We start from the raw sequence: 26,549 nt of genomic DNA on the forward strand, positions 1-26,549 counted from the left end.
AAAAACCTAATTAGCGAAATGTAATACGCTAAATAATGAATTTCGCTGTCGTCTAATACTCAGTGTAGCGGTCTTCATCGTTTAGGGAGCGTTAACTGCTATACCGCTTTTGCATAGGGTAACCAAAAGGGTAAGCAAAATTAATCAACGTTATAGCCCAAAACGCGCGGCAGCCATAACGCGATAGCGGGGAAGATTGCCACCAGTGCTAGCGCACAGCCCATCGCAACGACAAATAGCAGCGCCCAGCCGAGGGTCTGTTCCAAGCGAATTTTGGCCACTTCGGTTGTCACCATCAAATTCACCGCTACCGGCGGGGTAAACTGACCAATGGCAATGTTCATCGCCAATAGAATCCCAAACCACACCGGGTTCCATTCAAAGTGCTGCATTACGGGGATCAAGATCGGCATCATGATTAGATAAATCGAGATCGCATCCAAAAGCATCCCTGCGACCAGCACGGCCAGCATCACTAGGATTAGCAGCAGCACGCCATTATCGGTCAGGCTAATAATCCATTCAGCCAAGTGGCGGAAGGTGCCCAACATGGTACCCGCCCAGGCAAAAATACCTGCCAGAGCGATAATCAGCATCACCACGCCGGAGATAATCGCCGCCTCACCCAATAGCTCCCATAAATCGCGCAGTGACAGCTCGCGGGTTAAAAAGAGCCCCACAATCGCACCATAAGCCACCGCCACCACGGCCGCTTCGGTGGGCGTAAACAGGCCCGAACGCAAACCGCCCAATATCAGCACCGGGGCGAACAGCGCCGGTATCGCCTGTCTAAAGGTGGTGCGTACACTTAGTCGCTCTGCCCCCTCTTTAGGGGTACCGCCCTCCCAACCGTAGCGTTTGGAAACGATCATAGCGGGAGCCAGTAGCGCCAGCCCTGCCAAAATACCGGGAAATAAGCCTGCCGCGAAAAGTGCGCGTAAATCGACGCCCGGCACCACAATTGAGTAAAGAATCAGCGCCACTGAAGGGGGTATGAGTATTGCCGTCGAGGCAGAGGCGGCAATCAACGTGGCGGAAAACGGCTTGGGATAGCCCGCTTTGGTCATGCTGGGCAGCATGACCATCGCTACCGCCGCTGCATCGGCAGGGCCTGAGCCGCTCATACCGCCCATAATCATACATACCAGCACTGCCACCAACGCCAAGCCACCGTGGCGCGGGCCAATTAACGCCTGGGCAAAACGCACCAAGCGCAACGCCACACCCGAGCGCTCGAAAATAAGCCCGGTTAAGATAAATAGCGGAATCGCAATCAAGGGGTACTTGGCAATGCTGTTATAAGTGTTGGTACCCATCGTCGCGAGCATATCCGGCGACAAACCCAGCACGATGCCGACGGCTCCGGAGAGCGCCAGCGAGAACGCTACCGGCACTCCCGCTATCAGCAAGCCTGCAAAGGCCAGAATCATCCACACATCAGGGCTCATCGGTGAGCCTCCCAGTTAAACGGTCAGCGGTTTGCTGAAACAAGCGCCATAACATGGCCGCAGAAAGCACGGGTAACCAGACTAAATACCACCATTGGGGCAGGCCAAGTCCTGGAGACAGCGACTCCCATTGATACTCTTGCCAGGCTAACTTGCCGCCGTACCAGGTAATCAAGCCAAGTACGGTGACACCGCATAGCGCTTGAAAAAGTATCAGTGCGCGGCGGTACTTGAGCGGCAATGCCCGTTCCAGAAAGCCAATACGAATATGCCGGTTACGCCGCAGAGCCACCGAGGCACCCGCAAAAGTCAGCACCACCAGCAGAAATACGGAAAACTCTTCGGTGAACGAAAATGAGCCGCCGGTTAAATAGCGGGTAATAACATTGCCCAAACTAATCAACGAGATAATGATTAATGCCAGCGCGCCCAGCCAGCGTTCTGGGCGCGCATCAGGAAAGCCTTTCATGGCAGCCTCACAGCAAAAAAATCCCAGCCATAAAGGCCGGGAGTTTGAACATCAAAGATAATTAGCGCGCGTCGATATCGGCTTGTGCGGCCTCTACCACCTCTTCACCAATCCGCGGCGCCCATTTTTCGTAAACAGACTGGGTGGCATCAACAAAGACTTGGTACTGCTCATCAGTTAATTCAGTCACGGTCACACCGCGCTCTTGAATCGCCGCAAGACGCTCGGCCTCATCTTCACGGGTCATGGCGATTTCCCACTCACCGGCTTCTACAGCGGTTTCGCGCAGCAGGGTTTGCTGCTCTTCGCTCAATGTTTGCCATACCTGCTGATTGACGGCAAAAATCAGCGGGTCATTCATGTAGTTCCAGAGTGTTAGATGCTCCTGGCCGACTTGATCGATGCGCGCGACGTCAAACACAGAGAGCGGGTTCTCCTGGCCATCAACGGCGCCGGTGGTCAGCGCAGGCTGAGCGTCGGTCCAGCTCATTTGAGTGGGGTCAGCGCCTAATGCTGAGAAGGTATCCTGGAACAGCGGCGAACCCACAACACGGATTTTAAGGCCGTCCAAGTCATCTGGCTGGCTAATCGGTCCACGAGAATTGGAAACCTGGCGGAATCCGTTTTCACCCCAGGCCAGCGGGATAACGCCGCGAGATTCGATTGCTTCAAAGACCAACTCTCCTGCCTCACCACCGGTGACCGCATCAACGGCGGCTTCATCGGGAATAAAAAACGGTAAAGAGAACAGATTGAGCTCCGGCACCTGGGGCGACCAGTTGATGGTGGAACCCACAGCGGCATCGATCAACCCAGAGCGCATCGCAGAAAACTCACGGGTTTGATCGCCGGAAACCAGTTGTGAATTGGGGTAAACACGCAGCGTTAACTCACCATCGCTGCGTTCTTCCACTAATTCTGCCCACTTCTCCGCTGCCTGCCCCCACGGGAAAGCATCAGACAAAACGGTGGAAACCGAGAGTTCGCGAGCTTGAGCAGAAAGGGAGGCAGAGAGCAGTGCTGCCCCGGCCAAGCCGGCAGTTAAACGAGCCATTGAGCGTGTCAGCGTCATGGTAGATCCTTTTTAGCTATTTTTATGAAGTGCGCAGATAGCAGTCGTGAAGCTTTTCGATAAAGCCCCACTTATTGTATGCACTTAACGCACGAAAGAAAGACACCTAAGGTCGGCATGACTAACTCTCTTCTGAATCTCACTGAGTCTTGGCCATAAATTTCTTGGCCGTGCGTTTGGAGAGCGTCCATCATCGAATAACCCCGTCCTGCAGCCACTCAGAGCACTGTTATTTTTGCCTTCACCCAAGCTGGTACAATAGCCCTCTTTTCATTTAAACATGGACATCAACGTGCCAATACGCGACCTGCTGCTCGGCCTCTTTGTTATCGTCATATGGGCGCTAAACATCATTGTTATCAAGGTCGGTGTAGCAGAGCTACCGCCGCTATTAATGATGACCCTACGTTTTACGCTGGTCGCTGTGCTGTTGGTGCCCTTCTACCCGGTGGCGCGGGCGCAACTGCCGTTTTTGCTTCTGTTATCCATCACCTTCGGCAGCCTACACTTCGCTCTATTGTTCATTGGTTTAGAGCATGCAGAAGCGGGTACCGGCGCGCTCTTGGTGCAAATGGGAACGCCCTTTGCCACATTGTTAGCAGTGATATTTCTAAAAGAGAAGCTGGGCCCCAAACGTATTGTCGGGCTGCTGCTCTCTTTTGCGGGGGTAGTCGTGCTGGCCGGTGGGCCAACACTGCCCTCTCCGTTACCACTGGCAATTCTGTTGTGCAGTGCCATGGGCTGGGCGGTGTCGCAGCTGTTGATCAAGCGTGGCCCGCCCATTGCGCCGATGGCGCTGGCAGGCTGGGTGGCACTGTTTGCGGTGCCACAGGTAGCGCTGGGTTCATGGCTATTTGAGAGCGGTCAGTGGCAGGCGATACAGCAAGCAACCTGGTTAGGCTGGGGGGCGATGATTTACACCGCCGTAATGTCATCGATCGTCGCTTACGGGATTTGGTACGCCCTTTTGCGCCGTCACCCGGTTAATCGCGTGGTACCCATGACGCTACTCGTACCGGTACTAGCAGTCGGCCTAGGCGCACTGTTAATGGGCGACAGCTTAGGCGTGCATAAGCTGGTAGGCGGTGGCTTAGTGATCGCAGGTATTGCCCTGATTGTGATCAGATTTCGCCGTCGCAATCGATAAACGCAATATAGAGGGGAATCAGCGAAGCGGCATCGGCAGCAGCGCCGTCATCGAAACGTCACATATTCGCACGGGCCAATCAGTTAGGCTGTACCGTTATCAAGCTGGGAGTTCCCTATGCAGATGCTGGCGCTTTACAGTATCAAGGGTGGAGTGGGCAAGACCGCCTCCGCCGTCAATCTCGCCGCCGAAGCGGCCCGCGATGGCAGTCGAGTATTGCTCTGGGATCTCGATCCGCAGGCCGCTACCACCTTCTACCTGCGCAGCAAACCCAAAGTGCGTGGTGGCGTCGACAAACTGGTCAAGGGCAAGGCTGATCTTGATCGGGCGATCCGCGAGACCGACATCGAGGGGCTCGACCTGCTGCCTGCGGCACTGGGATCGCGCGACCTTGAAGCGTCAATGGAAACCCGCAAGCCCAGTAGGCTGCGCAAGATCCTCAAGCCGGTGATGGCCAGTTACGACTTAGTGATACTCGACTGCCCGCCAAGCCTGTCCGCACTCTCCGAGCAGATCTTCTCCAGCGTCGATGCCCTGCTGGTGCCGGTGGTGCCGACGACTCTGTCATTGCGCACCCTCGAACAACTAGACGGTCATCTCGACGCGGTCGAACAGGCCTGCCCGATCTGGCCTTTCGTAACCCTCGCCGACCGCCGCAAGACCCTACACCGCGAGGTGATGGAGAGTCTTAGCGAACGCTGGCCGAGGCGCCTGTCGACGGCCGTGCCTAACGCCAGTGCGATCGAGCGCATGGGTATTGAGCGCGCTCCGGTCGGGCATTTCGCCCGCAGCAGTCCGGGTGGTCGCGCCTATGCCGCGCTATGGCGAGAGATCTCGCAGCGTATGCAATGACCGTCTGCATCAACCCGGCTTAATCTGCGGGTTGGCAAAAGCCGGCTTCGGCGGGAATGGAAACGCAGTCGCCTACTTTGATACCACGCTCGGCAAAATAGCCACCGTTGACCTCTAGCGCCGAATGGTAAGCCGCACCCGCCGGATAAGAGGGGCAGTCACTTGGCGACGAGGATTCACAGGGCGGCATGGTATTAATCGCCACGATCCGCCCGTCGCTATCGATAAAAGCAATATCGAGAGGAATCAGCGTGCGATACATCCAAAAAGCATTGTTAGCGGACTGCTCGCTCTCAAAGCGGAACAGCATGCCGCGCGCTTCAGGCAAGTTCTCACGCCCCATTAATCCCCGCTGGCGCTGAGAAACCGTTTCGGCCACTTCCACCTCTAAACGATGTGGACCACCCTCGCTGTGAATAGCCAGCGCCAGCGTCTGCATCTCTTTCGCCGCCGCCTGCCCCCAGGCAAACGAGCTGATTAGCGACATCGGCAGCAGTGCCGCCAGCGGTAACAGTAACGACGCTTTGAGCAGCGTGCGACGCGTTGGATCCATGCTTACTTCCTTTTGTCATGCGCATCTGCGCGAACTCGGTGGCCTGGCATCAGGTGAATGCCTGCCGCCAGCAACGAAACGTTCACCATTGCACCGCGGGTTAACTGGTTACGCCGCGCGGCATGGGTGGCAATATCGAAACGTAACATATCGCCATGATTGGCGCGCAGTGAAACTGACGTAATGCCACCAAGCACCACCAACTCTTCAACCGAGGCAGCAAGCGGGTTCTCCCGCTCGCCTTGCGAAGGCCGGTCACGGCGGTGAAGCACAATATCTGATGGTGGCAGATACCAGGCCACCTTTTCTCCCAGTGGCAGATTGGCGAGCCCTTCGACGACTTCCAAGTAAGTTCCCCCCCACTGCAGCCGCCGCTGCCCCTCTACCTCTACAACGGTGCCTTCAAACAGATTATGCCTGTCTAACAGGCGAGCAATCAGGGGCGATGTAGGGTGTCTAAACAGCGCCCCGGGAGCGGCTTGCTGCAAGCTTGCACCGTTATGCAGCACGCAGATTTGGTCGGCAAGTGCGGCAGCTTCCTCCAGATCGTGAGTCACCAGTACAATGGGAATCTGTATCTGTTCGCGTAGCAGCGCCAGCTCGCGCTGTAACCGCCGCCGAGTCACTTGATCCACCGCCGAAAACGGCTCATCGAGTAACAGTACTTTGGGGTCGCGGGCCAACGCTCGGGCCAGCGCTACGCGCTGGCGCTGGCCACCTGAAAGCGCATGAGGATAGCGCTTGCCCAACCCGTCTAGACGCACCTTGGCCAGCCACTGCTCGGCCTGTTCATGGCGCTGCGGTTGGGGCAAGTGGCGCAGTGGGAGTTGAATATTTTGCGAGGCGGTTAAGTGGGGGAACAGGGCGTAATCCTGAAACACCATGCCAACTTGCCTACGCTGGGGCGGAAGTGAATGCTTACGTTCAGCATCAAACCAAACGTCGCCAGCGCATTCCACACGCCCACTTTGAGGGCGATAGAGCCCGGCAATGGTGCGCAGCAGCGTGGTTTTTCCGCTGCCAGACGGCCCTACCAGCGCCAGCAGTTCGCCGGGTTGGCAGATAAACTCGGCGGCCAGCGGAATCGGCCCCGTTTGGTGGACCGCTACGCTTAGTCCTTCGATCGGCCCGCCGATGCGTGATTCAGCCACGTGCCCACCGCCTGCGCCCGGCTAGCCCATAGACGAGCCCCAAGGTAATAAACGACACCAGCAGCAGCAGCGCCGACATCTGCGCAGCGCCCTGCTCATCGAAGGCTTGGACGCGATCATAGATAGCAATCGCGAGGGTGCGGGTTTCGCCATCGATAGCGCCCCCCACCATCAAGATCACACCAAATTCGCCCAGCGTATGGGCAAAGGTGAGCGCTCCCGCCGACATAATCCCAGGCCACACCAAGGGCAGCTCGATGCGCAGCAGCGTTTGCCAGGGGCTCAACCCGCTGCACCAGGCCGCTTCCCTCAGGTTGTGGGGCACGTGCTCAAAGGCGCGCTGAATAGGCTGAACGGCAAATGGCAGGTTGGCAATAAGCGAGGCCAGCAATATACCCGTGAACGTGAAGTTCAGCCCGCCGCCGGTCAGGTTCGCCCAAAGCGCCCCCACCGGTGCATCACGGCCAAAGCTCATCAACAGATAAAAGCCCAGTACGGTAGGCGGCAATACCAGCGGCAGCGCAACGAATGCCTCGCATAGGCCTTTACCCCGGAAACGCGCGTAGGCCAGGGCACGGCCTAGCCAAATAGCAAAGGGGATAAGAATCAAGCAGGTGAACCCAGCGAGGCGAAGCGAGACTGAAAGCGCCGACCAATCCATTAAGAGTCATCCATTATTCGACGCTAAAGCCGTAGGTGCGCAAAATGGATTGGCCCTCTTCCTCTTGCAGCCACTGATAGAAGGCAGTGGCGACATCTCCAGCCTGGTTCGTCAACACCATGCGTTGTCGAAGCGGGTTATGCCAAGCTTCGGGGATAAGTACGTACTCACTTCGCTCATTCAAACCGGGGGCCAGTGCCAAGGAGTAAGCCACCAGACCACCACGCGCATCGTCGGAAAGCGCAAACTGCGTAGCTTGGGAGACATTTTCGCCCAGCACGCGCAGCGATTCTGTTTGCTCCCACAGCCCGGCGTGCTCAAGCGTCTGCTGCGCCGCTACGCCGTAAGGCGCGTGCTCTGGGTTCGCCAGGGCGATTCGTTCAGTGGTACCGCTCTCTTGTGCTTCAAGTGCAGCGGCGACTCCAGCAAGCGGCGCATCGTCACTGGGTAAATCACCGCGCCCCGCTTGCTGCATCCACACTAATCGGCCAATGGCGTAGTTCACGCCCTCGTCCTGGGTGTGCCCCTCTTCATAGAGCGCTTGAACGTAGCGTTCGTCAGCAGAAAGATAGAGTTCAAAGGGCGCGCCCTGGGCAATTTGGCGGCGGAAGTTGCCGGATGAACCAAAGTTCAAGCGCAGATCGTGGCCGGTTTCCTGCTGAAACTGCTCGGCGGCCTCGGTCAGCGCAAACTGCAAATCAGAAGCGGCGGCGACGATAGGCGCCGCCGCTATGGCGGGGGCGCTTGTTAATAGCAAGCAGGCGAGCAGCAGCCCATGCGCTAATTTAGCTTTTAGCATGCTCGTCAGCAATCTCCATAACCTTCATGGTATTGGTGCCGCCGTGAGCATTCATGTGATCACCGCGGGTTAGGATCACGTGATCACCGGGCTTGGAGATACCGGTCTTCACCAGCAGTTCCAGCGCACGGTCATTCAGCTCTGTAGCGCTCATTTCGGAGGTATCGAACGGCAGCGAAACCACACCGCGATAAAGTGCCATGCGGCGCTGGGCGATAGGGTTATGCGCCAAGCCCACAATCGGCAGGCCGGAACGAATGCGCGACGCGATCAGCGGCGTATAGCCCGACGAGGTCATGCAGGCAATGGCAGTGACGCCGGTCATGTGGTTGGCTGCGTACATGGCGGAGAGCGCAATGGTCTCGTCAGGGCGGGTAAAGCCTTCATGAATTCGGTGACCGGACTCCTGGGCGGTCTTTTCCCGTTCAGCTCCCAGGCAAACACGTGACATGGCTTCTACGGTTTCCAGCGGGTAGTCGCCCGCCGCGGTTTCCGCCGAGAGCATGACCGCATCGCTGCCATCCAATACAGCGTTAGCGACGTCAAAGACTTCGGCACGGGTAGGTAGCGGTGCCGAAATCATGCTTTCCATCATCTGCGTGGCAGTAATGACGGCACGGTTGAGCGAGCGGGCGCGCTTGATCATGCGCTTTTGCACACCAACCAGCTTGGCATCGCCAATTTCTACGCCGAGATCGCCCCGCGCTACCATGACCGCTTCAGACGCTTCGATAATGCCATCCAGGGTAGCGTCATCAGCAACCGCTTCTGCGCGTTCGACCTTGGCGACCAGGCCAATCTCCTTACCCGCCTCGCCCAGTAAACGGCGTGCTTCGAGCATGTCTTCCGCATGACGGGGGAAGGAAATGGCCAGGTAGTCGACGCCAATTTCAACAGCGGTTTTCAGGTCTTCCTTATCTTTCTCGGTCAATGCTGGAGCGGAGAGCCCGCCGCCCTGCTTGTTGATGCCCTTATGGTTGGAGAGCTTGCCACCCACGACCACCGTGGTATGCACCTGTTGGCCTTCAACGCGGGCCACGTCAAGCACCAAGCGCCCATCGTCTAACAGCAGGCGGTCACCGGCGGTGACGTCCTGCGACAAGGTTTTGTAGTCGCAGCCTACTTGATGTATATCGCCCGCATCGCCATCGAGCGCCATATCGAGAATAAACGGCTGGCCCTCTTTGAGTACTACGGCACCATCCCTAAACCGCGCAATACGAATTTTCGGACCTTGCAGATCGCCCAGAACCGCTACGCTGCGACCTAGCGTGGCGGCGATTTCACGTACCTCGGTTAACCGGCGGCGGTGATCATCTGCGGTACCATGGGAGAAATTAAGACGCACCACATCCACACCCGCCTTGAGCATGGCTTCCAACATGCCCTTCCGGTCGCTGGCAGGCCCAAGAGTGGCGACAATTTTGGTACGACGGATCGAGGAGAAGTGCAGTGCGTTCATTATGTTCCAACCATGCGAATTAACGTGTAGTGACTCGTTAGAGTGACCTTATTTCATCACCCTAGCTTATCAGTTTAACGCGTGCGATATGACAGCAGTGCAACACATCAAGCGCGGATTACTTCAACGTCACCGTGATCGCCAAGGGAAACTCATCGCAGTTATTGCCATCACCGCCCCGATCCACCACTAAAAACTCGCCTTCACGCTCCAGCACCGACTGAATAGCATGCCATGTACCCGCGCGGTAGTTCACACCTTGGCGGCCATCGGTAACAAAGGCGCGCACATCGTCAGGGTTGATGTGCTCACCAGGCGGCGCCACCACCACAATAAAACGCTCCTGATGAAGCGGCATAAAGGCCTGACTGCCCTGGGGGTGACGCTCCAGGAACGTTAGCTCCAGCGGCAGTGTAATCGGCTGGCTCACGAAGATATTAATCAGCGTATGGGCGTTTTCACCCAAGGTTTCTACCTTGGCCAGATCATGGTGACGCTGGGTGCGCCCGGCGTTAATGGGAAACGACTTCGATGTACGTGCATCCATCACATCGCCAAAAGGAGCGAAGGCTTCAGCCGTTAGCGGCTCGGCTTTTAGTTCTAGCATAGAGTTATCCTTGAAAGCTGCCCTTGAGATATATCTCAGTCGAGGGCAGGCCTACGAGGAGGCGCTGTGAACCCATCCTTGGGCGCTACCTATGCCATCCATGGCATAGGACCTCCTCTTCGGCCTGCCCTCGCCTTTCTTATCGTGCACTTAGGCGAAGAGAGGCATGGCGATTAACATCTTTATACAACAGGTACCGGAACGGCCCAGGGCCAGCGGCGTAGCAGGCCTGGGGGCAGAAGGCGCGTAGCCACATGAAGTCCCCGGCTTCTACCTCTACCCAATTTTGATTCAGGTGATAAACAGCTTTGCCTTCAAGCACGTAGAGACCGTGCTCCATGACATGAGTTTCATCGAAAGGAATCACGCCGCCGGGCTGAAAGGTCACGATATTGACGTGCATATCGTGGCGGACGTCCGCAGGGTCGACAAAACGCGTAGTGGCCCAGCGCCCTTCTGTGCCCGGCATTTCGATAGGCGCAATATCCTGCTCGTTGGTCACAAACGCCTTTGGCACCTCGAGTCCTTCCACAAACTCATACGCCTTGCGTACCCAGTGGAAACGCACCGGCGCGTTTGATTCGTTGCGCACCTGCCACGAACTGCCAGGGGGAATAAACGCATAGCCGCCGGGCTGCATAGTGTGGCGCTCGCCTGACAAAGTAAGCGTTAACTCACCCTCCACAATAAACAGCACGCCTTCCGCCTGGGGGTCTGGCTCAGGCTTGTCACTGCCACCCTGGGGCTGGACTTCCATAATGTACTGGGAGAACGTCTCGGCAAACCCCGACAGTGGCCGCGCCAGCACCCACAGCCGAGTGCCTTCCCAAAACGGCAGATTGCTGGTGACGATATCGCGCATCACACCTTTGGGAATCAGCGCGTACGCTTCAGTGAATACAGCACGGTCAGCGGTAATTTGGGTTTGCGGTGGGTGTCCACCGGTGGGGGCATAGTAGTTAGCCGAGCGACTATTGGTTGGCATTATTTCTCCCTTTTAGTTAAGCGTAGCGTGTTGGTCGGCTGTCTTTACCACAGCTCTATGTATTCACTCTTGTATACAATATTACGCTAGGCTTTGTCGTCTAAAAAGACTAGAGCACGGCAGAAATAAACTGTTTCAACTCGGGCGTTTGTGGGTTGCTGAATAGTTCGCTGGGAACGCCCTCTTCATGGATGCGCCCCTGGTGCATAAACACCACGCGGTCGGCCACATCACGGGCAAAACTCATTTCGTGGGTGACCAAAATCAGCGTCATGCCCTCTGCCGCCAACGCTTCTAATACGCGCAGCACCTCCCCAACCAACTCTGGGTCAAGGGCAGACGTCACCTCATCGCAGAGCATCACTTTAGGGCGCATGGCCAATGCCCGAGCGATGGCGACCCGCTGCTGCTGCCCACCGGACAGCTGCGCCGGATAGGCATCGTATTTGTCCGAGAGGCCGACTTTCTCAAGCACTTCGCGGGCAATTTTATCAACGTCAGCCTTCTCTTCACCACGCACTACCAGCGGCGCCAAACAGACGTTTTCACCCACGGTTTTATGGGGAAACAGGTTAAAGCTTTGGAATACCATGCCGACGTTTTCACTCAGCTCTTTGGGCGACATCGACGCCGCATCGAGCTGCTTATCGGCAATGGTGATCTCGCCGCTGTCGTGTTTTTCCAGCTGATTCAGGCAGCGCAGCAGGGTACTTTTACCCGAGCCACTGCGGCCAATAATCGCCACCACTTCGCCTTCCGCAACCGACAGGCTGATACCTTTAAGCACTTCCAGGTCGCCAAAGGCTTTATGAACGTTATTAACGTAAACCAGCGTCATAGAGCTTTTTCTCCAGATAGCGCGCATAGCAGGAAAGTGGGTAGCACAGCGCGAAGTAAAGCAGAGCCACAAGGGCAAAGATGGTGAAGGGTTCGAAGGTGGCGTTATTGAGCATGGTGCCCGCCTTGGTCAGCTCGACAAAGCCAATGATGGAGGCCAACGCCGTGCCTTTGATGACCTGTACCGAGAAACCTACCGTAGGCGGAATCGAAAGCCGCAGCGCCTGAGGCAGAATGACATGGCGCATGGTCTGGAAGTAGTTCATGCCCAGCACCCTCGATGCGTGCCACTGCCCTTTGGCCACCGCCTCTAAACAACCGCGCCAGATGTCACATAGGAAAGCACTGGTGAACAGCGTCAGTGCGATGGAAGCCGCCAGCCAGGCAGAGATCGGATGGCCCATGGCGGCAGCGCCAAAGAAGATCAAGAACAGCTGCATCAACAGCGGCGTGCCCTGGAACAAGTCAACATAAAGTGACGTTAAGCGCTGCAGCCAGCGATTGCTGGAGAGACGCATAAAAGTCAGTAACAGCCCCACCGTCGCACCGCCTGCAAAGGCAATCAGTGAAAGAACAATGGTCCAGCGGGCTGCCAGCAGCAGGTTGCGCAGAATGTCCCAAAAGGTGAACTCAATCATCGTTGTTCTCCTTGCTGATAGGCGAATACGCGCTTGCCCACCAGCATAAAGCTACGCCGCATGCCGAAGGCGAGGAGCAAATAGACCAGCGTGATCAGCAGGTAGACTTCAAAGCTGCGAAAGTTGCGGGACTGGATAAAGTTAGCGGCGTAGGTCAGATCAAAAACCGAAATCTGCGACACCACCGCAGAACCCAGCATCACAATGATCGACTGACTAATGAGCGCGGGGTAAACGCGCGCAAAGGCAGGCACCAACACGACATGGCGAAAGCTTTGCAACGTGGTCATGCCCAATGCCCGCCCGGCTTCCAACTGCCCCTTGGCCGTGGCGCTAATCCCAGCGCGTAGAATCTCGGCGCTGTAAGCGGCCAGGTTGAGCGTCATGGCAATGAACGCCGCAGTGATGGCATCAATTTTGATGCCGAGCCCCGGTAGCCCGAAGAAGATAAAGAACAGTTGCACGATGAAGGGTGTGTTGCGGGTTACCTCGACGTAGCCGCCTAGCCCCCAGCGCACCCATGGCTGCGCATTCACGCGTAAATATGCTACCGCCACTGCCAGCGACAATCCCGTTAAGGTTGTCATCACGGTCAAAATGACCGTGGTGGTAAATCCTTTGAGAAGCTCACTGACGTAGGGCAACAGGGTGAGAAAATCGAGTGTTGGCCCCATGTCGACCCTCAGCTACCGAAGTTTTCAGGCAGGTCGGCACTGAACCAGCGCTGGGACATTTCATTCAAGGTGCCATCTTCCAGGCCCTGGGCAATCAAGCGATTCACTTCTTCCATTAACGCTGGCTCGTTTTTATTCATACCTACATAGCAGGGTGAATCTTTGAGCTGGTAAACCAATGAGGGCGCACGGTCGCTGTTTCGCTCGGCGATTTCGGCGGCGACGACGTTACCGGTGGCGACGTAATCGACCTGGCCGGAAAGAAAGGCCGAAATGGTGGTGGCGTTGTCTTCAAAGCGCTGCACTGTCGTGGAGTCCGGGGCAATATTGGAAAGCTCCATATCTTCCACGGCACCGCGGGTTACCCCGATGGTTTTATCGGCCAAGCCTTCTGGACCTTCCACGCTTTCATCCGCATTGGCGCTGAACACCCCTAGGAAGAACGGCGCGTAGGCATCAGAAAAATCAATCGCCGCTTCGCGCTCAGGATTTTTACCCAGGCTGGAGATCACCAGATCCGCCTGACCGGTCTGCAAATAGGGAATACGGTTAGCGCTGGTGACGGGGATAATTTCCAGCTCCACGCCCATTTCATCAGCGAGGTATTGGGCCATATCAATATCGTAGCCGCGGGGCTGCAGGTCGGTGCCTACCGAGCCAAACGGTGGAAAATCTTGCGGGACAGCTACCCGGATGGTGCCGCGTGATTCGATATCCTCTAGCGCATCCGCCTGAACGTTTGGGCTAGCGGCAATAGCACCGAGGGCAACGACAGCACTCAGCCCTGCGGCTAAAACACCGGACTGTAGTCGTTTGAATTGGTTAGAGAAAGAGTGATTGAGGCGTCGCGATAGCGATTTCATGGTGTTCTCCTAACAAGGGCGTGTTGTTCAGTGAATAGCCGTAATGCAATGAGCAAGGGATGCAGAGCGAGTGAAAGCTTTGTTGCATAAAGCCTTATAAAGAAACTTTCGTTTCACCCATCCAACTAGCTGCAACAGCGATACCAAAATTGATGAACGTTTTTCAGAACAGCCGCTTAGCGGACGCACGAAGGCACAACGTAGCGATTGCCGCGTTAAGAGGAAGGTAAAAAAAGAAGAGAGATGCAATGTGTTGGTGCAGTTTTTATCCCTCAACGGGACAGAATGCACCATGAAAGGAGGTCTAGCTTATTGAGCGCTCCAATCTACGCTCATGGTCGGCGCTTCCAACTCACTAAGCTCAGCGTAAACATCGCTGATGGCGCTGATGCGCTCTCGACCTTCTGCAAGGCGCCGATGCAATAAGCCGTTGGCAATCAGGCAGATCAGGCTATTGGCAGCGGCGTAGCTATCAAACGCCGAGAGGCTTTCCAGCGGCGTTTCAAAAAACCACGTTACCTGTGAGGCGAAACTTACCGCGGTGGGGTCAGCCAGTAAGGCCACTTTGGCAGGTGAGCGCTCAAGTGCATCAATTAGCGAGGCAAAGGCCGCAGGGCGGCGGCGAAAGCCAAACAGGACCACCACATCCTGCTCGGTGAGATCGACAATCTCTTCCGCTAACGACTGGTTTGGATGAGGCACCACCCGCACCTGGGTGCGCGCCTGAATCAACTGCTGGCGAAAATGCAGCGCTAAAGGGTAGCTGTTACGAAAACCGATCACGACCACATGACGTGCGCTATCCAGCCGCTCTACCAGTGCCGCAAATTGATCCGCCGCAATGCCGTTTAAGCAGCGCTGCAGATTATCCTGCTCTCGCTGCAAATGGCGCTGAAACGGCGCGCCAGCCTCTTCCTGCATGGCGTCGGCGTCGATAACCAAAGGCACGCCCAGGTTCCGCAGTTGGCGGGCGTGATCTTTAACGGTGCGGTAGCTTTCAAACCCCAAGCGCTTGAACAAGCGGCTGACCGTCGATTTGGATACCCCGGTCAAGCGCGCCAAATCAGCGGCGCTGTACACCGCTAGATCATCAAAGTGATCGAGGATAAAGCTCGCCACCCGCTGCTCCTGGGCAGTTAGCGCGTCAAACTGGGCGGTAATCCGCTGTCCGATATGCGGCGTCATAGCATCCTATTAAGCGACTTGATTAGCGCGTTGGCGCCGGGTGGTGTTCCGCCCAGTGACGGGCAATATCAACCCGCCGGGCCACCCAAACGCGGTCGTGGGTTTCGATATAATCCAAAAAGCGTTGCAGGGCGCGAAAACGTCCGGGGCGACCCAGCAAACGGCAGTGCATGCCTATTGAGAGCATTTTGGGCGCCTCCTCCCCTTCTGCGTAAAGTACATCAAAGGCATCGCGCAGGTAGGTAAAGAAGTGGTCCGCGGTGTTGAAACCTTGCGGCGCGGCAAAGCGCATATCGTTGCTGTCCAGGGTGTAGGGCACAATCAAGTGGTTGTGGTCACCGCCTTGACTATCCGTCACCTGGGTCCAGAAAGGCAAGTCATCGCCGTAGTAGTCGCTATCGTAAAGGAAGCCGCCTTCGTCCAGCACTAAGCGCCGGGTATTAGGGCTATCGCGACCGGTGTACCAGCCTTGGGGTTTTTCGCCGTAGAGGCGCTGAAAAATTTCCATGGCCTGCTGCAGATGCTCCCGCTCAATGTGCTCGGGCACTTCCTGGTAATGAATCCAGCGGTAGCCGTGGCAGGCAATCTCGTGGCCCAGCTCTTTAAAGGCCATCGCCACATCGGGATTGCGCTCCAGCGCCATGGCAACGCCAAACACCGTGAGCGGTAAATCACGCTTTTCAAACTCGCGCAGAATACGCCACACCCCAGCGCGAGAGCCATACTCGTAGATCGACTCCATGCTCAAATGGCGATCAGGATAAGCCGGGGCGCCGATAATTTCCGATAGGAACTGCTCGGAGCCTGAGTCGCCGTGCAACACGCAGTTCTCGCCGCCCTCTTCGTAGTTGAGCACAAACTGAACGGCAATTTTCGCTTTATTGGGCCAGTTGGCGTGAGGCGGATTGCGGCCGTAACCGATCAAATCACGGGGGTAATGCACCTTGGATGAGGACGACATTGTTATCTCCTTCGGTCATATTCCTGGCCAGCACGGGTTAGCCTCTACTGCATTGAGCACCGCACCCGTTCGGCAGCTAATTATTTGTATACAAAATAGCGGCATTAATAGCGTACCGCAACGCAGCCAGCCGCTAATCCTCTGACACCAATACTCTTTCTCACTGGTAGAACTGTTAAGCCATTGAATCCTGAACGATTGGTCAAACGTTTCGCCTATCACTTTGGTCGTGTATTCGTAGCTAGGCCCTTGCGTCTCGTTAGAAACCGCCCTATTTTTGTATACAAGAAAAGTTATATTGTTTACATGCGGATTATTTAACGTGCATATACGAATTATTAACCCCAACACCACGGCCTCGATGACCGCTGCTATTCATCAGGCAGCACAGCAGCATGCAGGCCCTGGCACCACGGTGAGCGCTTCACAGCCGGATGCGGGGCCGGTTTCAATCGAAAGCCATTTCGACGAAGTGATTAGTGCGGTAGGGGTGGCCGAAGAAGTCCTGAAGGGCGAGCGCGAAGGCGGCATCGATGCCTATATAGTGGCTTGTTTCGGTGACCCCGGTTTGCTCGCCGCGCGGGAGTTAACCAGCGCGCCGGTCATCGGCATCGCTGAAGCGGCCTTTCATCTCGCCACACTGGTAAGCACCCGCTTTTCCATCGTCACGACTCTGGGCCGCACCGGCATTATCGCCGAGCACCTGCTTCAACAGTATGGCTTTAGCCACCACTGCCGTCGTATACGCGCCGCGGAAATCCCGGTATTGGATCTGGAGCATCACCCTGACGCGGCGTTCAAACGCATTGTGGAAGAGTGCTGCCACGCGAGGGATGAAGACGGCATTGGCGCCATCGTTTTAGGCTGCGGAGGAATGGCCAACTTGACCCAGCAGATCAGCCGCGAAGTCGGCCTGCCGGTAGTAGAAGGTGTCACCGCTGCGCTGAAACTGGCGGAATCACTGGTGAGTTTGGGGCTGCATACCAGCAAATATGGCGATCTTGCCTACCCACGCCCCAAAGCCTTCACCGGTAAGTTTTCTGAACTATCAGATCTTGCGCTACCGTTTAAGTCGTAACAGTTCCAAAAATAATAGTGATTAAACAACATCTAATAATAATAGCTTAAATAGAATTTAAAAAAGTACGTCCATTAGCACGCCACGCCGCAAGCGTTTCCCGATACCTAATCGGGGATTAATAAAAACCGATAATCTTGCGAGGACGACATCATGAGCGCTTCACCCTCGGCTCTTGCGTCAGAAGAACGATCCGATGCTGGATCAAAAGCACTCGGGGCAGAAAGCCTGGCCCCTCAACAGACCCGGATTATGGGGCGCGGCTCCTACTTTCTGGCCTGGTTTGGCGGCTGCGTTTCCATCGGCACCTTTGCCATGGGCTCAAGCGTGGTCGGCACCCTGAACCTGTTACAAGCCACCCTGGCGATTGCCATCGGCTGCTTTGTGATCGGGATTGCCCTGGCCATTAACGGGGCTGCGGGTTACAAATACGGCATTCCGTTTATGGTGCAGGCGCGCAGTGCCTTTGGCTTTACGGGCACGCGCTTACCGGGCCTAGTGCGCGCGGTTCCGGCGGTAGTGTGGTACGGCTTTCAAAGCTGGATTGGCGCCGGGGCACTCAATATGGTCTCGGCGACCCTGTTCGGTTTCGACAACCTTATCTTCTACTTTATTACCTTTCAGTTTCTGCAAATCGGCCTGTCGGTGATGGGTTTCCAGGGCATCAAGTGGTTAGAGAATATCGGCAGTGCCTTTATCCTCGCCTCGCTGGTGTATATGTTTTACGCCACGGTGCAGCGCTATGGCGATGAGCTTTCCGCCAGCTTGCTGACCATGGAAGGCTCCTGGGGAATGCCGTTCTGGGGCGCGACCATGCTGTTCCTGGGCATTTACAGCACCATGATGCTCAACGTCAGTGACTACTCCCGCGAGCATAAAAAGGGCACCGCCCAGAGCCTGCTGACCACCATCTACGCCATGTCGATTCTGCCCTGCACGCTGTTTATGGGCTTGATCGGTTACATGGTCTCGCAAGCTACCGGCACCGCCGACCCTATCCAGGTGTTCGCCAACGCCGTCGACAACACCCCGCTGTTAATGACCACCCTGCTGTTCATCGCCTTCGCCCAGGTCACCACCAACGTACTCAACAACGTGGTACCACCGACCTACGTGCTAATGGACGTATTCAAGATCAAGTTCTCGGTCGCCACGGTTATCGTTGGCTTGCTGGCCTTCGCCACCTTCCCCTGGAAACTGGTGCAGCCCGGCTCTGCAGCAGGCCTACAGCTGTTTGTGCAAACTTATTCCGCCTTTTTAGGCCCCATCTTCGCCATTCTGGTGGTGGATTATTACGTCATTCGCCGCCGCACGCTGGATATCGACAAGCTCTATGACGCCAACGGCCCCTACCAGGGCGTGAACTTAGCCGCGTTCATCGCTACCGCGATTGGCATTGTGGCGGCGCTCTCTTTCTCGGCGATCTCGTGGTACGCCAGCCTGATCCCCGCCGGTGTTACCTACTACCTACTCATGAAGTACTGGGCTCCCTGCCAGCGCTTTAGTCAGTAACTCCATTTGCCTACCGAAGAGCGAATAAGATGAAAGAGAGCAAAGACATGAGTGACCTGGATATTAAGCACATTGATCCCACGCTGTATAACGAGGATCTCGCGCCGCTTAAACCCCAGGATCGTAACTGGGGCGCGTTTGAAATATTTAACGTTTGGTCTAACGATATCCAGAGCCTGTTTGGTTACACCCTGGCGGCTTCACTGTTTTTAACCTACGGCCTGAACGGCTGGGCGGTGATGGCGGCGATTATTCTGGCCGGTGTGATCGTGATGTTCCTGGTCAACCTCACCGGTAAGCCCAGCGTTAAATACGGCATTCCTTTTCCCGTCATGGTACGCGCCAGCATGGGCGTACGCGGCGCGAACCTACCCGCGATGCTGCGCGCCATCGTGGGGATTTTCTGGTACGGCGTGCAGACCTATTTCGCCTCCACCGCCGTCACCCTGCTGATTACGGCCTTTTTTGGCGCAGGCAATGGCAGCACCTTCCTGGGACTCTCCGGCGTGGCGTGGGTGTCATTTGTGATTGTGTGGCTGTTTCAGATCGCGATCTTCTGGCAAGGCATTGAGCGTATTAAGCACTTCCTTAACTGGGCGGGCCCGCTGGTCTACGTGGTGATGTTGGTGCTGATGGTTATTGTTTGGTATCAGGCGGGCAGTGAGCTAATCCCCGCCATTGGCACCATCTTCAGCGGTGGCACTGACACCAGCGGTAGTTCTATCGCGGCCTTTATGGCGATTGTGGGCACCATGGTGGCGTACTTCGCGGCGGTGGTGATCAACTTCGGCGATTTCTCCCGTTTTGTAAAAACCGAGCGCCAGATGAAGCTAGGCAACCTGCTGGGCTTGCCACTCAACGTGGCGTTCTTCTCGTTTATCGCGCTGATTATTACTGCCGGTACGCTGGTGCTGTTTGGCGAGGCACTGACCAATCCCGCCGATATCGTTGAGCGTGTGGATTCACTGCCCCTGACGATTATCGCCGCACTGACCTTCTTTGCCGCCACGGTGGGCATCAACCTAGTCGCCAACTTCATTCCCCCCGCCTATGACCTGGCCAACCTGTTTCCCAGCAAAATCAGCTTTAAGATGGGCGGTCTAATTACCGCGGTCATCGCGTTCTTTGTCGGCGCGCTATGGCTTTCGGTCATCAGCCAGATTGGCGTTCCCGGCTTTGTGAATGCGCTAGGCGCCGTGGTCGCGCCCTTCTACGGCATTATCGTGGTCGACTACTACCTGATTAAGCGCCAGCACCTGAACATGCAGGAGCTATTCTCATCAGCACCCGGCAGCGCCTACTACTACGTCAACGGTTGGAACACTCGCGCTCTTATCGCCTTTGGTGTGGCGGCGATGTTCTCGCTCTCTACCGTATTAGTACCCGCACTTTCAGCCCTTGGCGGCTACGGCTGGTTGATCGGTGCAGGCTTGGGTGGGCTGTTCTACTACGGTTTGATGCGGCAGTTTAAGGCTGCGCCTGTGTATGCTGAGCAGTAAACAAGCAGGTCGTAACTAGCTGATTAGAAACTCATACAAGCGCCATCGGTTTTACCGATGGCGCTTTTTTTAGGTCGCGGGCTGGCGTGGCCAGTTAGAAACTGCCTGCATGCTCCCATAGCCCTACCAAGCAGCATATTTTTCGGAATCAAAACTCAGCGAAATGAGATATTTTCGATCTGTAGTGCGCGTTTTTCTGGTAGGCTCAAGAGATCGTGTGCTTATTTTTTCTGAAAGGCATTTGATTAGAACATTCAAAAACAACATGGTTATATAAAGGTTATATGTGTTTATGCGCAAGTTAAAAAAGTGACCTGGAATGTTTATACGCATGCGCAATTTTCTGGCGGCCCTTAGTGAGATAGAGTGATTTTTTTATTTCATATTAGACACTTGAGAATTTATGGTGCATTTTTGGTTTCCAAGAAAACGCTCATGCGTATTAATAAATTGTTAGCACTCAATTAGTTACGGTGAATAATTTGCAACCAAAATCGCACACGCTCTTCCATTTCACAAAAAACTTGGATTTTTTGAAAGATATCCTAGTAGAAGGATTTTGGCCTAGGTACTGCCTTGAGGACTCTAAATGGTACGCGAATTCTGGAATGAATTATTACATAGCTTACCCAATGGTTTGCTTTTGTGATATTCCGCTATCTAGGGTTGATGAGCATGTGTCATTCTATGGTAACTACGGTATTGGTGTAACAAAGGAGTGGGCTCAAATAAATGGTTTGTCGCCTGTTATCTATCTTAGAGAAAACAGTTCTCCGCATCAGGCCTTGAAGAAATTATTTAGCAAAAACAACGAGATAGCGTTTTATAACAACTCCAATACGGATATAAATACACTTCTGGCAAATATTAAGCCTACTGAAGGAGTAATGAGAATTGGCTCGGAATTGGTTAATAAAGAATTCTATCAGGAAAATGAGTGGCGGTATTCTGTAACTGGTAACCACTCGGCTTCGAATATCAGGCCATGGATTTCCGAAACAGAATTTGTGGATGAAAGCAGTTTGAATGCTGAAAACGCTAGAACAAAAGAACAGGCCAGCCTAAAAATATTGCCTTCTGATATTAAGTATTTGTTCGTCAATACAGACTCAGACATTCCTTTGTTAGTTAACTTTATTCAAAATGAGATGGATAAGTATCCCAGCAAGGATATCAAAATCCTATTATCTAGAATAACTTCTTTAGAAACTATTAGTCGGGATTTATAAAGTGCTAACAAGTCAATTAACTTCGCGCTTTCAGCGCCGGACGCAGCAAAGCTGGCCAGTTATTGAGGCGTTAGAGCCAAATAGGTGATTCTATAGCCGTCTACTTCATCATTGAAAACGAAGATTTTCTTAACCAAAGGATCAAGATCGGTTTCAGTAAAACGCCCGGGGAGCGTATTCGAGCCCTACAAACCGGTAATTCCAGAAGGCTTGCTTTGATGGGCTGGATCGAGGTAAGTGATGATAAAGTATATGAAGAAATGCTCCATCAGAAGTACGCCGGTGCACGTGCTCTGAATGAATGGTTCGAAATCAATGATGAGGTTGTTCTTGAAGAGCTGAAAAATGCTGGCCCAAGTGGCTATATAGCCCTTCAAAAAAATATCGGCGAATTCTTAGGCCGTGATCGTGACGGTATCCCAGAATTTGTTCCGCCTTGGGAATGGGGTGATGCTGATGCCTCGGAATTCTGTCCACAATGCGGCTGTGCTTGTGGGCTGCAGTACAATGAAAATTATGGCGTTGAATGCTGCTTAAAGTGCGGAATCATTGAGTCAAACTATGAGTAGCAAAATTGACGCCAAAAACGGCGCAATTTACCTCAAACGTAAGAGCATCATTGATTCAGTGGCGGAAGGAGTATGATAATGTCACACCTCTCTCATGTTAAGAGTATCAGCCATGAGCATGCACCGGAAAACCATCACGCTGACTGAACAGCAAAACGGCTGGGTGAAAGCCCAGATTGAAAGCGGCCACTTTGGCAACGATAGTGAATACATCCGCGATCTCATCCGAAGGGATCAGCAGGCCAAACAACGTCTTGCCATACTGAGGGAAGCCCTCGTTGAGGGTGAGTCAAGCGGGAACCCGAACCCCCTGGATATATCGGCTATCAAGGCGGCTGGCCGTAAGCGGATCAAGGCGGTTGATTAGTGCTTGAATTGAATGTCACGCCAAAGGCGGAATCAGATCTCATCGGAATTTGGGTATATACCTGTGAGGAATGGGGCGTTGATCAGGCGGATAATTACCTGGATCGCCTTGAGACCGGCACGAAACGGCTGATTGATCATCCATCACTTGGCGCGAACTACGACCATGTTTTTTCTGGTTATCGCAGATTACAGGTCGAGCAACACGCTGTTTTTTATCAACTGCATGACTCGAAAGTGCTCGTTGTTCGTGTGCTTCACGAGGATATGGATGCACCGGAAAGGCTTCTGGAGTAGGGGGAGCTATATTTTCGGCGCGGCTTCAAGGTCTCCATCAAGCCCCGTGCCGTTGCCGCCCAACAAGCTGCAGCTTGAGCCATCAACCTCACCCCCCAAATATCTGCTGCAAATCCGGAACATTCTCTTCCTCTTCAACCATCGATAGCGACGCTTCGATGGCTTTTAGGTGGCGGCTCATAAACGCTTTGGCGCGATCGCCGTTGCCTGTTTCCAGGTAACCGATCAGGTCGTCGTGGTCGTGGGATTCACAGCCTAAGTGGCCGCGATGGCCATAGACGGCGAGTATCAGCGATGAGCGCGAGCAGAGCCGCTCGACAAACTCGGCCAGGGTGGCGTTGCCTGATAGTTGCGCTAAGCGCACATGGAAGTCTGCCGATAGCCGAATAGCCACGCTCTGCTGGCCACTTCGCAGGGCTTGGCGCTCCTGGCGGGCCATTTCACGCAGTTCTGCCGCTTCTTTTTCGCCCATGCGCCGCGCCACATCGGGCATCAGTCCGCACTCGATTAACTGGCGGGCATCGAAGACGTCTTTGGCTTCATCGGCGGTGGGCCGGGTGACGCTGGCGCCACGGCGTGGTGTTAGCGTGACTAACTGCTCCAGGGCCAAGCGCTGGAGGATTTTCCGAATACCGGTGCGGCTAATGCCGAATACGTCCGCTAGCGCATCTTCGCGCAGCCGTGCGCCGGGCTTTAAGCGCTGCTCGACAATGGCATCGCTTACGGAGCGATAGATGGCCTCGTGGCGCTCATCGCCCTCTTTGCTATTTTTAGCTTCTTTAGCAGGAGCGCGCCGCTTTTCCGGCGCCTGCGCATCACTCATAGCTAGCCTCTCTGATGATTACTCCCAAGCGGCAATGATATCGCGCTCTTCATCGCTCATGTTGGTCATATTGCCTAACGGCATGTAGCGGCTGGCCACGACCTGCTGAATCTGTGTTTTCTGGCCTAGAATTTCATCCCAGCTATTGAAACCAATCCCGGCGGGCGGTGCTGAAAAACCGGCATGCTCTGGGTTGCGAGCGTGGCACTGAACACAGTGCTGCTCAATTAATCCGGTGATTTGCGCCTGGTCTGGTGGCCCTTCCGCGCCTTCATTACTACCCGGCGACGAAGCACTCGGTGCGGCCACCCAAAACGCTAGCAGAATAAGCCCTACCCCAAAGGCGGGATAGGCGGGCTGGGTTTTGCCTGCATGCATCAACACAAAGAATTGACGGATTAAAGCACCGGCAAAGATAAACAGCACCATCACCACCCAGGCAAGCTCGTGGGAGTAAATAAATGAGTAGTGATTACTCACCATCAACAACACGACAGGTAGCGTGAAGTAGGTGTTATGTACCGAGCGCTGCTTGCCGCGTTTGCCATCCAGCGGATTGGGCGCATCGCCTGCTTTCATGGCTTTTACCATTCGGCGCTGGCCGGGGATAATCCAGAAGAAGACGTTGGCTGACATCGCCGTCGCCATGACGGCGCCCGTGAGCAGGAAGGCGGCACGGCCGGTAAACATTTGCGTGCTCAGGTAGGCAACGACCACCATCATCACGGCAACCGCGACGCTGAGAAGGCCATCACGATCCATATTGGGGCTAATGCGCTTACACAGCTCGTTATAAACCACCCAACCACCGAGCAGGAATGCCAGTGCCAGCACGTTGGCCTGCCAGCCGGTCATGTTGGCGGCCCACTCCCAGGGACTATTGGGATTTACCAAGTAGAAACCCGGATTGACCATGTAGAGAATCACAAACAGCGCAAAGCCAGAAAGCCAGGTGGTATAGGCTTTCCAGAATGACCAGTGCAGATCGTTGGGTAATTTGGCAGGTGCCGTGGCGTACTTCTGGTTGTGGTAAAAACCTCCGCCATGCACCGACCACATTTCACCAAACACGCCCTTCTCGCGATCCTCTGAAGCCTTCGGAGCGCGCAGGCTGTTATCCAGCATTACAAAATAGATCGACTCACCGATCCAGGCGATAGCCGCAATCACATGCAGCCAGCGCAGCAGCAAATTAACAAAATCGATTAGGTACGCCTGCATAACGGAAGTCCCCTATCAGCTACCGCGGTAAGTTGAGTAGCCATAGGGCGAGAGGAGTAGTGGCACATGGTAGTGCTGGCTGGCATCGGCGACGCCAAAGCGCAGCGGAATAACGTCTAAAAAGCGTGGCTCTGCAGCTTCAACGCCTTGGGCACGCAGGTAGTCACCAGCATGGAACACCAGTTCGTACTCGCCTGGCGTGAGTGCATCACCTTCTAAAATAGGCGCATCGCAGCGTCCATCATTATTGGTTACCACAGTACTTAAATGCTGGCGCTCACTGCCTGCAAGGCGAAACACTTCAATGCTAATTCCCTTACCGGGCTGGCCTTTGGCGGTATCCAGTACATGGGTGGTTAAACGCCCCATAGCCACTCCTTGTTGATTATTGATAACGTTGCTTGACCTATTGGTCAAAGAGTACCGTTACTGCTATTTATTGTATACAGTAATTCCATTCCAGCACATTTGAGCAATAGTCGCTTTACTATTATCCGTTTAGGAGAGTGCCAATGCCTACAGCTCACCCGTTACTGCTTTCCCCCGCACCTAGCAAGTGCAGCCTTGAAATGCTTATCCATCACTATGGCGATGTTTATGAACATTCGCCCTGGGTGGCCGAAGCCGCTTGGCAGCAAGGCCTTACTGAAGCCCATGATAATCCCGACGCGCTAGCCGAGCTTATGGGGCTTATGTTGCAGCAGGCAAGTAGCGACCAGCAAATTAAGGTGATTCAGGCGCACCCTGACCTGGCAGGCAAAGCCGCTATGGCAGGTGAATTAACCCAAGATTCAACTAGCGAACAAGCAGGCGCCGGGCTAGATCAGTGCAGCCCTGAGGAATTTGCGCGCTTTGAGACGCTTAACGCGGCGTATAAGGAGAAGTTTGGTTTTCCGTTTGTCATTGCCGTTAAAGGGCTGGATCGGCATGCCATATTAGCCGCCTTTGAGGAGCGCCTGAACAACGATGCGGCCACTGAACGGCAAACGGCCATTGAGCAGATTATTCGTATTGCACACATTCGCTTAATTGACCGGGCGACCAAATCCTAGCTTTAAAAAGCGCAGTCCTAAAAGTTACCTTTTGTATACAAAAATGCCGAACCCTTTGGGCACGGCATCTTAAAGCGGTGGTTCGGGTTAGATCACTGCTTGGCAGTCTCTACCGCTTTCTTAGACGTTTCTTCTGCCATTTTTTGGCTGTCTTGAGCAAAGCTTTGGCCGATGGAAGACACTTTTTCAGTGTCGCCCTTCACTCTCTCCATAAATTCGCCAGCCGTTTTCTGCTGGCTCTCCATGGCCTTTTTGAAGCTTTCTGAGTCTTTTACATCAAGCCAGGTGCGCGCTTGCGAAATCGCCATATCCGAGTAGGCACGGGCGGCATCCAACTGAGCACTAACTAGCTGATCATAATAATCAAGCGCTGTCAGCGTGTAGAAACGCATCGGTGAAATGAAAACGGACTCAAACTGTTGCGTTTTTTTATCGGTAGTTTTATTCATCTTAGTACCTCCAAGAGTGAGCTAGCACATAAACGCGCCTTGATTAGGCGGTTCTAAGCCAGGCTGTTTGCCTCTGCTATTACTAAAGCT

At 54.6% G+C, this 26,549-nt stretch carries 30 protein-coding genes; 10 read left to right on the forward strand and 20 right to left on the reverse strand.

What is annotated here, in order from left to right; genetic code table 11:
* Positions 1-140: 140 nt before the first annotated feature.
* The 3 genes from QEN58_RS14935 to QEN58_RS14945 form a co-directional block, all read right to left on the reverse strand.
* On the reverse strand, positions 141-1,448 hold the full coding sequence (locus QEN58_RS14935) for a TRAP transporter large permease (protein WP_280104410.1): 1,308 nt from the start codon (positions 1,446-1,448) through the stop codon (positions 141-143).
* On the reverse strand, positions 1,438-1,917 hold the full coding sequence (locus tag QEN58_RS14940; protein WP_280104411.1) for a TRAP transporter small permease: 480 nt from the start codon (positions 1,915-1,917) through the stop codon (positions 1,438-1,440). Before QEN58_RS14940 ends, QEN58_RS14935 begins: the two co-directional genes overlap by 11 nt.
* Positions 1,918-1,978: 61 nt before the next feature.
* Complete coding sequence (locus QEN58_RS14945; protein WP_280104412.1) at positions 1,979-2,989, reverse strand: DctP family TRAP transporter solute-binding subunit; 1,011 nt, start codon at positions 2,987-2,989, stop codon at positions 1,979-1,981.
* 292 nt (positions 2,990-3,281) lie between these two features.
* Here QEN58_RS14945 and QEN58_RS14950 point away from each other — a divergent pair, with 292 nt between their 5' ends.
* A complete protein-coding gene (locus QEN58_RS14950; protein WP_280104413.1) occupies positions 3,282-4,136 on the forward strand; it encodes a DMT family transporter in 855 nt (284 codons plus the stop codon).
* 117 nt (positions 4,137-4,253) lie between these two features.
* The gene (locus tag QEN58_RS14955) at positions 4,254-4,988 is read left to right on the forward strand and encodes a ParA family protein (protein ID WP_280104414.1); all 735 of its coding nucleotides are present in this window, start codon (positions 4,254-4,256) and stop codon (positions 4,986-4,988) included.
* A gap of 19 nt (positions 4,989-5,007) precedes the next feature.
* Here the strand turns inward: QEN58_RS14955 and QEN58_RS14960 are convergent, their stop codons facing one another.
* The 13 genes from QEN58_RS14960 to puuE all read right to left on the reverse strand — a co-directional run bounded on the left by QEN58_RS14960 (position 5,008) and on the right by puuE (position 16,364).
* Positions 5,008-5,541, reverse strand: coding sequence for a DUF192 domain-containing protein (locus QEN58_RS14960; protein WP_280104415.1), 534 nt, complete (start codon positions 5,539-5,541; stop codon positions 5,008-5,010).
* Between the two features lie 2 nt (positions 5,542-5,543).
* Positions 5,544-6,692 carry an ABC transporter ATP-binding protein gene (locus QEN58_RS14965; protein WP_280104416.1) on the reverse strand — a complete coding sequence of 383 codons (1,149 nt, stop codon included), beginning with the start codon at positions 6,690-6,692 and terminating at the stop codon, positions 5,544-5,546.
* Entirely contained in the window at positions 6,685-7,353 is a 669-nt protein-coding gene (gene modB, locus QEN58_RS14970; RefSeq protein ID WP_280104417.1) for a molybdate ABC transporter permease subunit, read from the reverse strand. Before modB ends, QEN58_RS14965 begins: the two co-directional genes overlap by 8 nt.
* A gap of 13 nt (positions 7,354-7,366) precedes the next feature.
* Positions 7,367-8,152, reverse strand: a complete 786-nt coding sequence (gene modA / locus QEN58_RS14975; protein ID WP_280104418.1) for a molybdate ABC transporter substrate-binding protein — start codon at positions 8,150-8,152, stop codon at positions 7,367-7,369.
* Positions 8,139-9,614, reverse strand: coding sequence for a pyruvate kinase (pyk, locus tag QEN58_RS14980; protein WP_280104419.1), 1,476 nt, complete (start codon positions 9,612-9,614; stop codon positions 8,139-8,141). Before pyk ends, modA begins: the two co-directional genes overlap by 14 nt.
* Before the next feature lie 118 nt (positions 9,615-9,732).
* Positions 9,733-10,221, reverse strand: coding sequence for an ureidoglycolate lyase (locus QEN58_RS14985; RefSeq protein WP_280104420.1), 489 nt, complete (start codon positions 10,219-10,221; stop codon positions 9,733-9,735).
* A 139-nt stretch (positions 10,222-10,360) separates the two neighbouring features.
* Positions 10,361-11,206, reverse strand: a complete 846-nt coding sequence (locus tag QEN58_RS14990) for a bifunctional allantoicase/(S)-ureidoglycine aminohydrolase (RefSeq protein ID WP_280104421.1) — start codon at positions 11,204-11,206, stop codon at positions 10,361-10,363.
* A gap of 109 nt (positions 11,207-11,315) precedes the next feature.
* Positions 11,316-12,044 (reverse strand): amino acid ABC transporter ATP-binding protein, encoded by a 729-nt coding sequence (locus QEN58_RS14995; protein WP_280104422.1) that lies wholly within the window; start codon positions 12,042-12,044, stop codon positions 11,316-11,318.
* Positions 12,025-12,681, reverse strand: a complete 657-nt coding sequence (locus QEN58_RS15000; RefSeq protein ID WP_280104423.1) for an amino acid ABC transporter permease — start codon at positions 12,679-12,681, stop codon at positions 12,025-12,027. Before QEN58_RS15000 ends, QEN58_RS14995 begins: the two co-directional genes overlap by 20 nt.
* Positions 12,678-13,355 (reverse strand): amino acid ABC transporter permease, encoded by a 678-nt coding sequence (locus tag QEN58_RS15005; protein ID WP_280104424.1) that lies wholly within the window; start codon positions 13,353-13,355, stop codon positions 12,678-12,680. Before QEN58_RS15005 ends, QEN58_RS15000 begins: the two co-directional genes overlap by 4 nt.
* A gap of 8 nt (positions 13,356-13,363) precedes the next feature.
* Positions 13,364-14,218: a transporter substrate-binding domain-containing protein gene (locus QEN58_RS15010; RefSeq protein WP_280104425.1), complete on the reverse strand. Its 855-nt coding sequence runs from the start codon at positions 14,216-14,218 to the stop codon at positions 13,364-13,366.
* A gap of 309 nt (positions 14,219-14,527) precedes the next feature.
* Positions 14,528-15,403, reverse strand: coding sequence for a MurR/RpiR family transcriptional regulator (locus tag QEN58_RS15015; protein ID WP_280104426.1), 876 nt, complete (start codon positions 15,401-15,403; stop codon positions 14,528-14,530).
* A 22-nt stretch (positions 15,404-15,425) separates the two neighbouring features.
* Positions 15,426-16,364 carry an allantoinase PuuE gene (gene puuE, locus QEN58_RS15020; RefSeq protein ID WP_280104427.1) on the reverse strand — a complete coding sequence of 313 codons (939 nt, stop codon included), beginning with the start codon at positions 16,362-16,364 and terminating at the stop codon, positions 15,426-15,428.
* Between the two features lie 322 nt (positions 16,365-16,686).
* Here puuE and QEN58_RS15025 point away from each other — a divergent pair, with 322 nt between their 5' ends.
* From QEN58_RS15025 to QEN58_RS15055, 7 genes are all read left to right on the forward strand, one after another.
* Complete coding sequence (locus QEN58_RS15025; protein ID WP_280104428.1) at positions 16,687-17,442, forward strand: aspartate/glutamate racemase family protein; 756 nt, start codon at positions 16,687-16,689, stop codon at positions 17,440-17,442.
* A gap of 153 nt (positions 17,443-17,595) precedes the next feature.
* Positions 17,596-18,954 carry an NCS1 family transporter gene (locus QEN58_RS15030; RefSeq protein WP_280104429.1) on the forward strand — a complete coding sequence of 453 codons (1,359 nt, stop codon included), beginning with the start codon at positions 17,596-17,598 and terminating at the stop codon, positions 18,952-18,954.
* Positions 18,955-18,983: 29 nt separating this feature from the next.
* A complete protein-coding gene (locus QEN58_RS15035; RefSeq protein WP_280104430.1) occupies positions 18,984-20,453 on the forward strand; it encodes an NCS1 family nucleobase:cation symporter-1 in 1,470 nt (489 codons plus the stop codon).
* A 473-nt stretch (positions 20,454-20,926) separates the two neighbouring features.
* Complete coding sequence (locus tag QEN58_RS15040; protein ID WP_280104431.1) at positions 20,927-21,682, forward strand: abortive infection system antitoxin AbiGi family protein; 756 nt, start codon at positions 20,927-20,929, stop codon at positions 21,680-21,682.
* Positions 21,683-21,792: 110 nt separating this feature from the next.
* On the forward strand, positions 21,793-22,251 hold the full coding sequence (locus QEN58_RS15045) for a GIY-YIG nuclease family protein (protein ID WP_280106949.1): 459 nt from the start codon (positions 21,793-21,795) through the stop codon (positions 22,249-22,251).
* A 112-nt stretch (positions 22,252-22,363) separates the two neighbouring features.
* The gene (locus QEN58_RS15050) at positions 22,364-22,618 is read left to right on the forward strand and encodes a type II toxin-antitoxin system ParD family antitoxin (protein ID WP_280104432.1); all 255 of its coding nucleotides are present in this window, start codon (positions 22,364-22,366) and stop codon (positions 22,616-22,618) included.
* The gene (locus tag QEN58_RS15055; protein ID WP_280104433.1) at positions 22,618-22,914 is read left to right on the forward strand and encodes a type II toxin-antitoxin system RelE/ParE family toxin; all 297 of its coding nucleotides are present in this window, start codon (positions 22,618-22,620) and stop codon (positions 22,912-22,914) included. Before QEN58_RS15050 ends, QEN58_RS15055 begins: the two co-directional genes overlap by 1 nt.
* 88 nt (positions 22,915-23,002) lie before the next feature.
* Here the strand turns inward: QEN58_RS15055 and QEN58_RS15060 are convergent, their stop codons facing one another.
* From QEN58_RS15060 to uraH, 3 genes are read right to left on the reverse strand one after another with little or no spacing between them, the layout of a single operon-like run.
* Positions 23,003-23,737 carry a GntR family transcriptional regulator gene (locus tag QEN58_RS15060; protein ID WP_280104434.1) on the reverse strand — a complete coding sequence of 245 codons (735 nt, stop codon included), beginning with the start codon at positions 23,735-23,737 and terminating at the stop codon, positions 23,003-23,005.
* Positions 23,738-23,755: 18 nt separating this feature from the next.
* Positions 23,756-24,958 (reverse strand): urate hydroxylase PuuD, encoded by a 1,203-nt coding sequence (locus tag QEN58_RS15065; RefSeq protein ID WP_280104435.1) that lies wholly within the window; start codon positions 24,956-24,958, stop codon positions 23,756-23,758.
* A gap of 15 nt (positions 24,959-24,973) precedes the next feature.
* Entirely contained in the window at positions 24,974-25,327 is a 354-nt protein-coding gene (gene uraH, locus QEN58_RS15070) for a hydroxyisourate hydrolase (protein WP_280104436.1), read from the reverse strand.
* Between the two features lie 143 nt (positions 25,328-25,470).
* On the opposite strand from uraH, the gene uraD reads away from it, so the two are divergent.
* On the forward strand, positions 25,471-26,010 hold the full coding sequence (uraD, locus tag QEN58_RS15075) for a 2-oxo-4-hydroxy-4-carboxy-5-ureidoimidazoline decarboxylase (RefSeq protein ID WP_280104437.1): 540 nt from the start codon (positions 25,471-25,473) through the stop codon (positions 26,008-26,010).
* Between the two features lie 92 nt (positions 26,011-26,102).
* Here uraD and QEN58_RS15080 read toward each other — a convergent pair whose 3' ends face one another.
* Positions 26,103-26,459, reverse strand: coding sequence for a phasin family protein (locus QEN58_RS15080; RefSeq protein WP_280104438.1), 357 nt, complete (start codon positions 26,457-26,459; stop codon positions 26,103-26,105).
* Between the last annotated feature and the right edge of the window lie 90 nt (positions 26,460-26,549).

The sequence above is a fragment of the Halomonas alkaliantarctica genome (assembly GCF_029854215.1).
Taxonomy (GTDB): Bacteria; Pseudomonadota; Gammaproteobacteria; order Pseudomonadales; family Halomonadaceae; genus Vreelandella; species Vreelandella alkaliantarctica_A.

Coding starts and splice junctions, on each gene's coding strand:
- QEN58_RS14985 (WP_280104420.1), bottom strand. CDS start 10,221: ATGCTAGAACTAAAAGCCGAGCCGCTAACGGCTGAAGCCTTCGCTCCT.
- QEN58_RS14935 (WP_280104410.1), bottom strand. CDS start 1,448: ATGAGCCCTGATGTGTGGATGATTCTGGCCTTTGCAGGCTTGCTGATA.
- QEN58_RS15000 (WP_280104423.1), bottom strand. CDS start 12,681: ATGATTGAGTTCACCTTTTGGGACATTCTGCGCAACCTGCTGCTGGCA.
- QEN58_RS15035 (WP_280104430.1), top strand. CDS start 18,984: ATGAAAGAGAGCAAAGACATGAGTGACCTGGATATTAAGCACATTGAT.
- QEN58_RS15015 (WP_280104426.1), bottom strand. CDS start 15,403: ATGACGCCGCATATCGGACAGCGGATTACCGCCCAGTTTGACGCGCTA.
- QEN58_RS15080 (WP_280104438.1), bottom strand. CDS start 26,459: ATGAATAAAACTACCGATAAAAAAACGCAACAGTTTGAGTCCGTTTTC.
- QEN58_RS14945 (WP_280104412.1), bottom strand. CDS start 2,989: ATGACGCTGACACGCTCAATGGCTCGTTTAACTGCCGGCTTGGCCGGG.
- QEN58_RS14995 (WP_280104422.1), bottom strand. CDS start 12,044: ATGACGCTGGTTTACGTTAATAACGTTCATAAAGCCTTTGGCGACCTG.
- pyk (WP_280104419.1), bottom strand. CDS start 9,614: ATGAACGCACTGCACTTCTCCTCGATCCGTCGTACCAAAATTGTCGCC.
- QEN58_RS14960 (WP_280104415.1), bottom strand. CDS start 5,541: ATGGATCCAACGCGTCGCACGCTGCTCAAAGCGTCGTTACTGTTACCG.
- QEN58_RS15065 (WP_280104435.1), bottom strand. CDS start 24,958: ATGCAGGCGTACCTAATCGATTTTGTTAATTTGCTGCTGCGCTGGCTG.
- uraD (WP_280104437.1), top strand. CDS start 25,471: ATGCCTACAGCTCACCCGTTACTGCTTTCCCCCGCACCTAGCAAGTGC.
- QEN58_RS15050 (WP_280104432.1), top strand. CDS start 22,364: ATGAGCATGCACCGGAAAACCATCACGCTGACTGAACAGCAAAACGGC.
- QEN58_RS14940 (WP_280104411.1), bottom strand. CDS start 1,917: ATGAAAGGCTTTCCTGATGCGCGCCCAGAACGCTGGCTGGGCGCGCTG.
- QEN58_RS15060 (WP_280104434.1), bottom strand. CDS start 23,737: ATGAGTGATGCGCAGGCGCCGGAAAAGCGGCGCGCTCCTGCTAAAGAA.
- QEN58_RS14990 (WP_280104421.1), bottom strand. CDS start 11,206: ATGCCAACCAATAGTCGCTCGGCTAACTACTATGCCCCCACCGGTGGA.
- uraH (WP_280104436.1), bottom strand. CDS start 25,327: ATGGGGCGTTTAACCACCCATGTACTGGATACCGCCAAAGGCCAGCCC.
- modB (WP_280104417.1), bottom strand. CDS start 7,353: ATGGATTGGTCGGCGCTTTCAGTCTCGCTTCGCCTCGCTGGGTTCACC.
- modA (WP_280104418.1), bottom strand. CDS start 8,152: ATGCTAAAAGCTAAATTAGCGCATGGGCTGCTGCTCGCCTGCTTGCTA.
- puuE (WP_280104427.1), bottom strand. CDS start 16,364: ATGTCGTCCTCATCCAAGGTGCATTACCCCCGTGATTTGATCGGTTAC.
- QEN58_RS15005 (WP_280104424.1), bottom strand. CDS start 13,355: ATGGGGCCAACACTCGATTTTCTCACCCTGTTGCCCTACGTCAGTGAG.
- QEN58_RS15010 (WP_280104425.1), bottom strand. CDS start 14,218: ATGAAATCGCTATCGCGACGCCTCAATCACTCTTTCTCTAACCAATTC.
- QEN58_RS14955 (WP_280104414.1), top strand. CDS start 4,254: ATGCAGATGCTGGCGCTTTACAGTATCAAGGGTGGAGTGGGCAAGACC.
- QEN58_RS15030 (WP_280104429.1), top strand. CDS start 17,596: ATGAGCGCTTCACCCTCGGCTCTTGCGTCAGAAGAACGATCCGATGCT.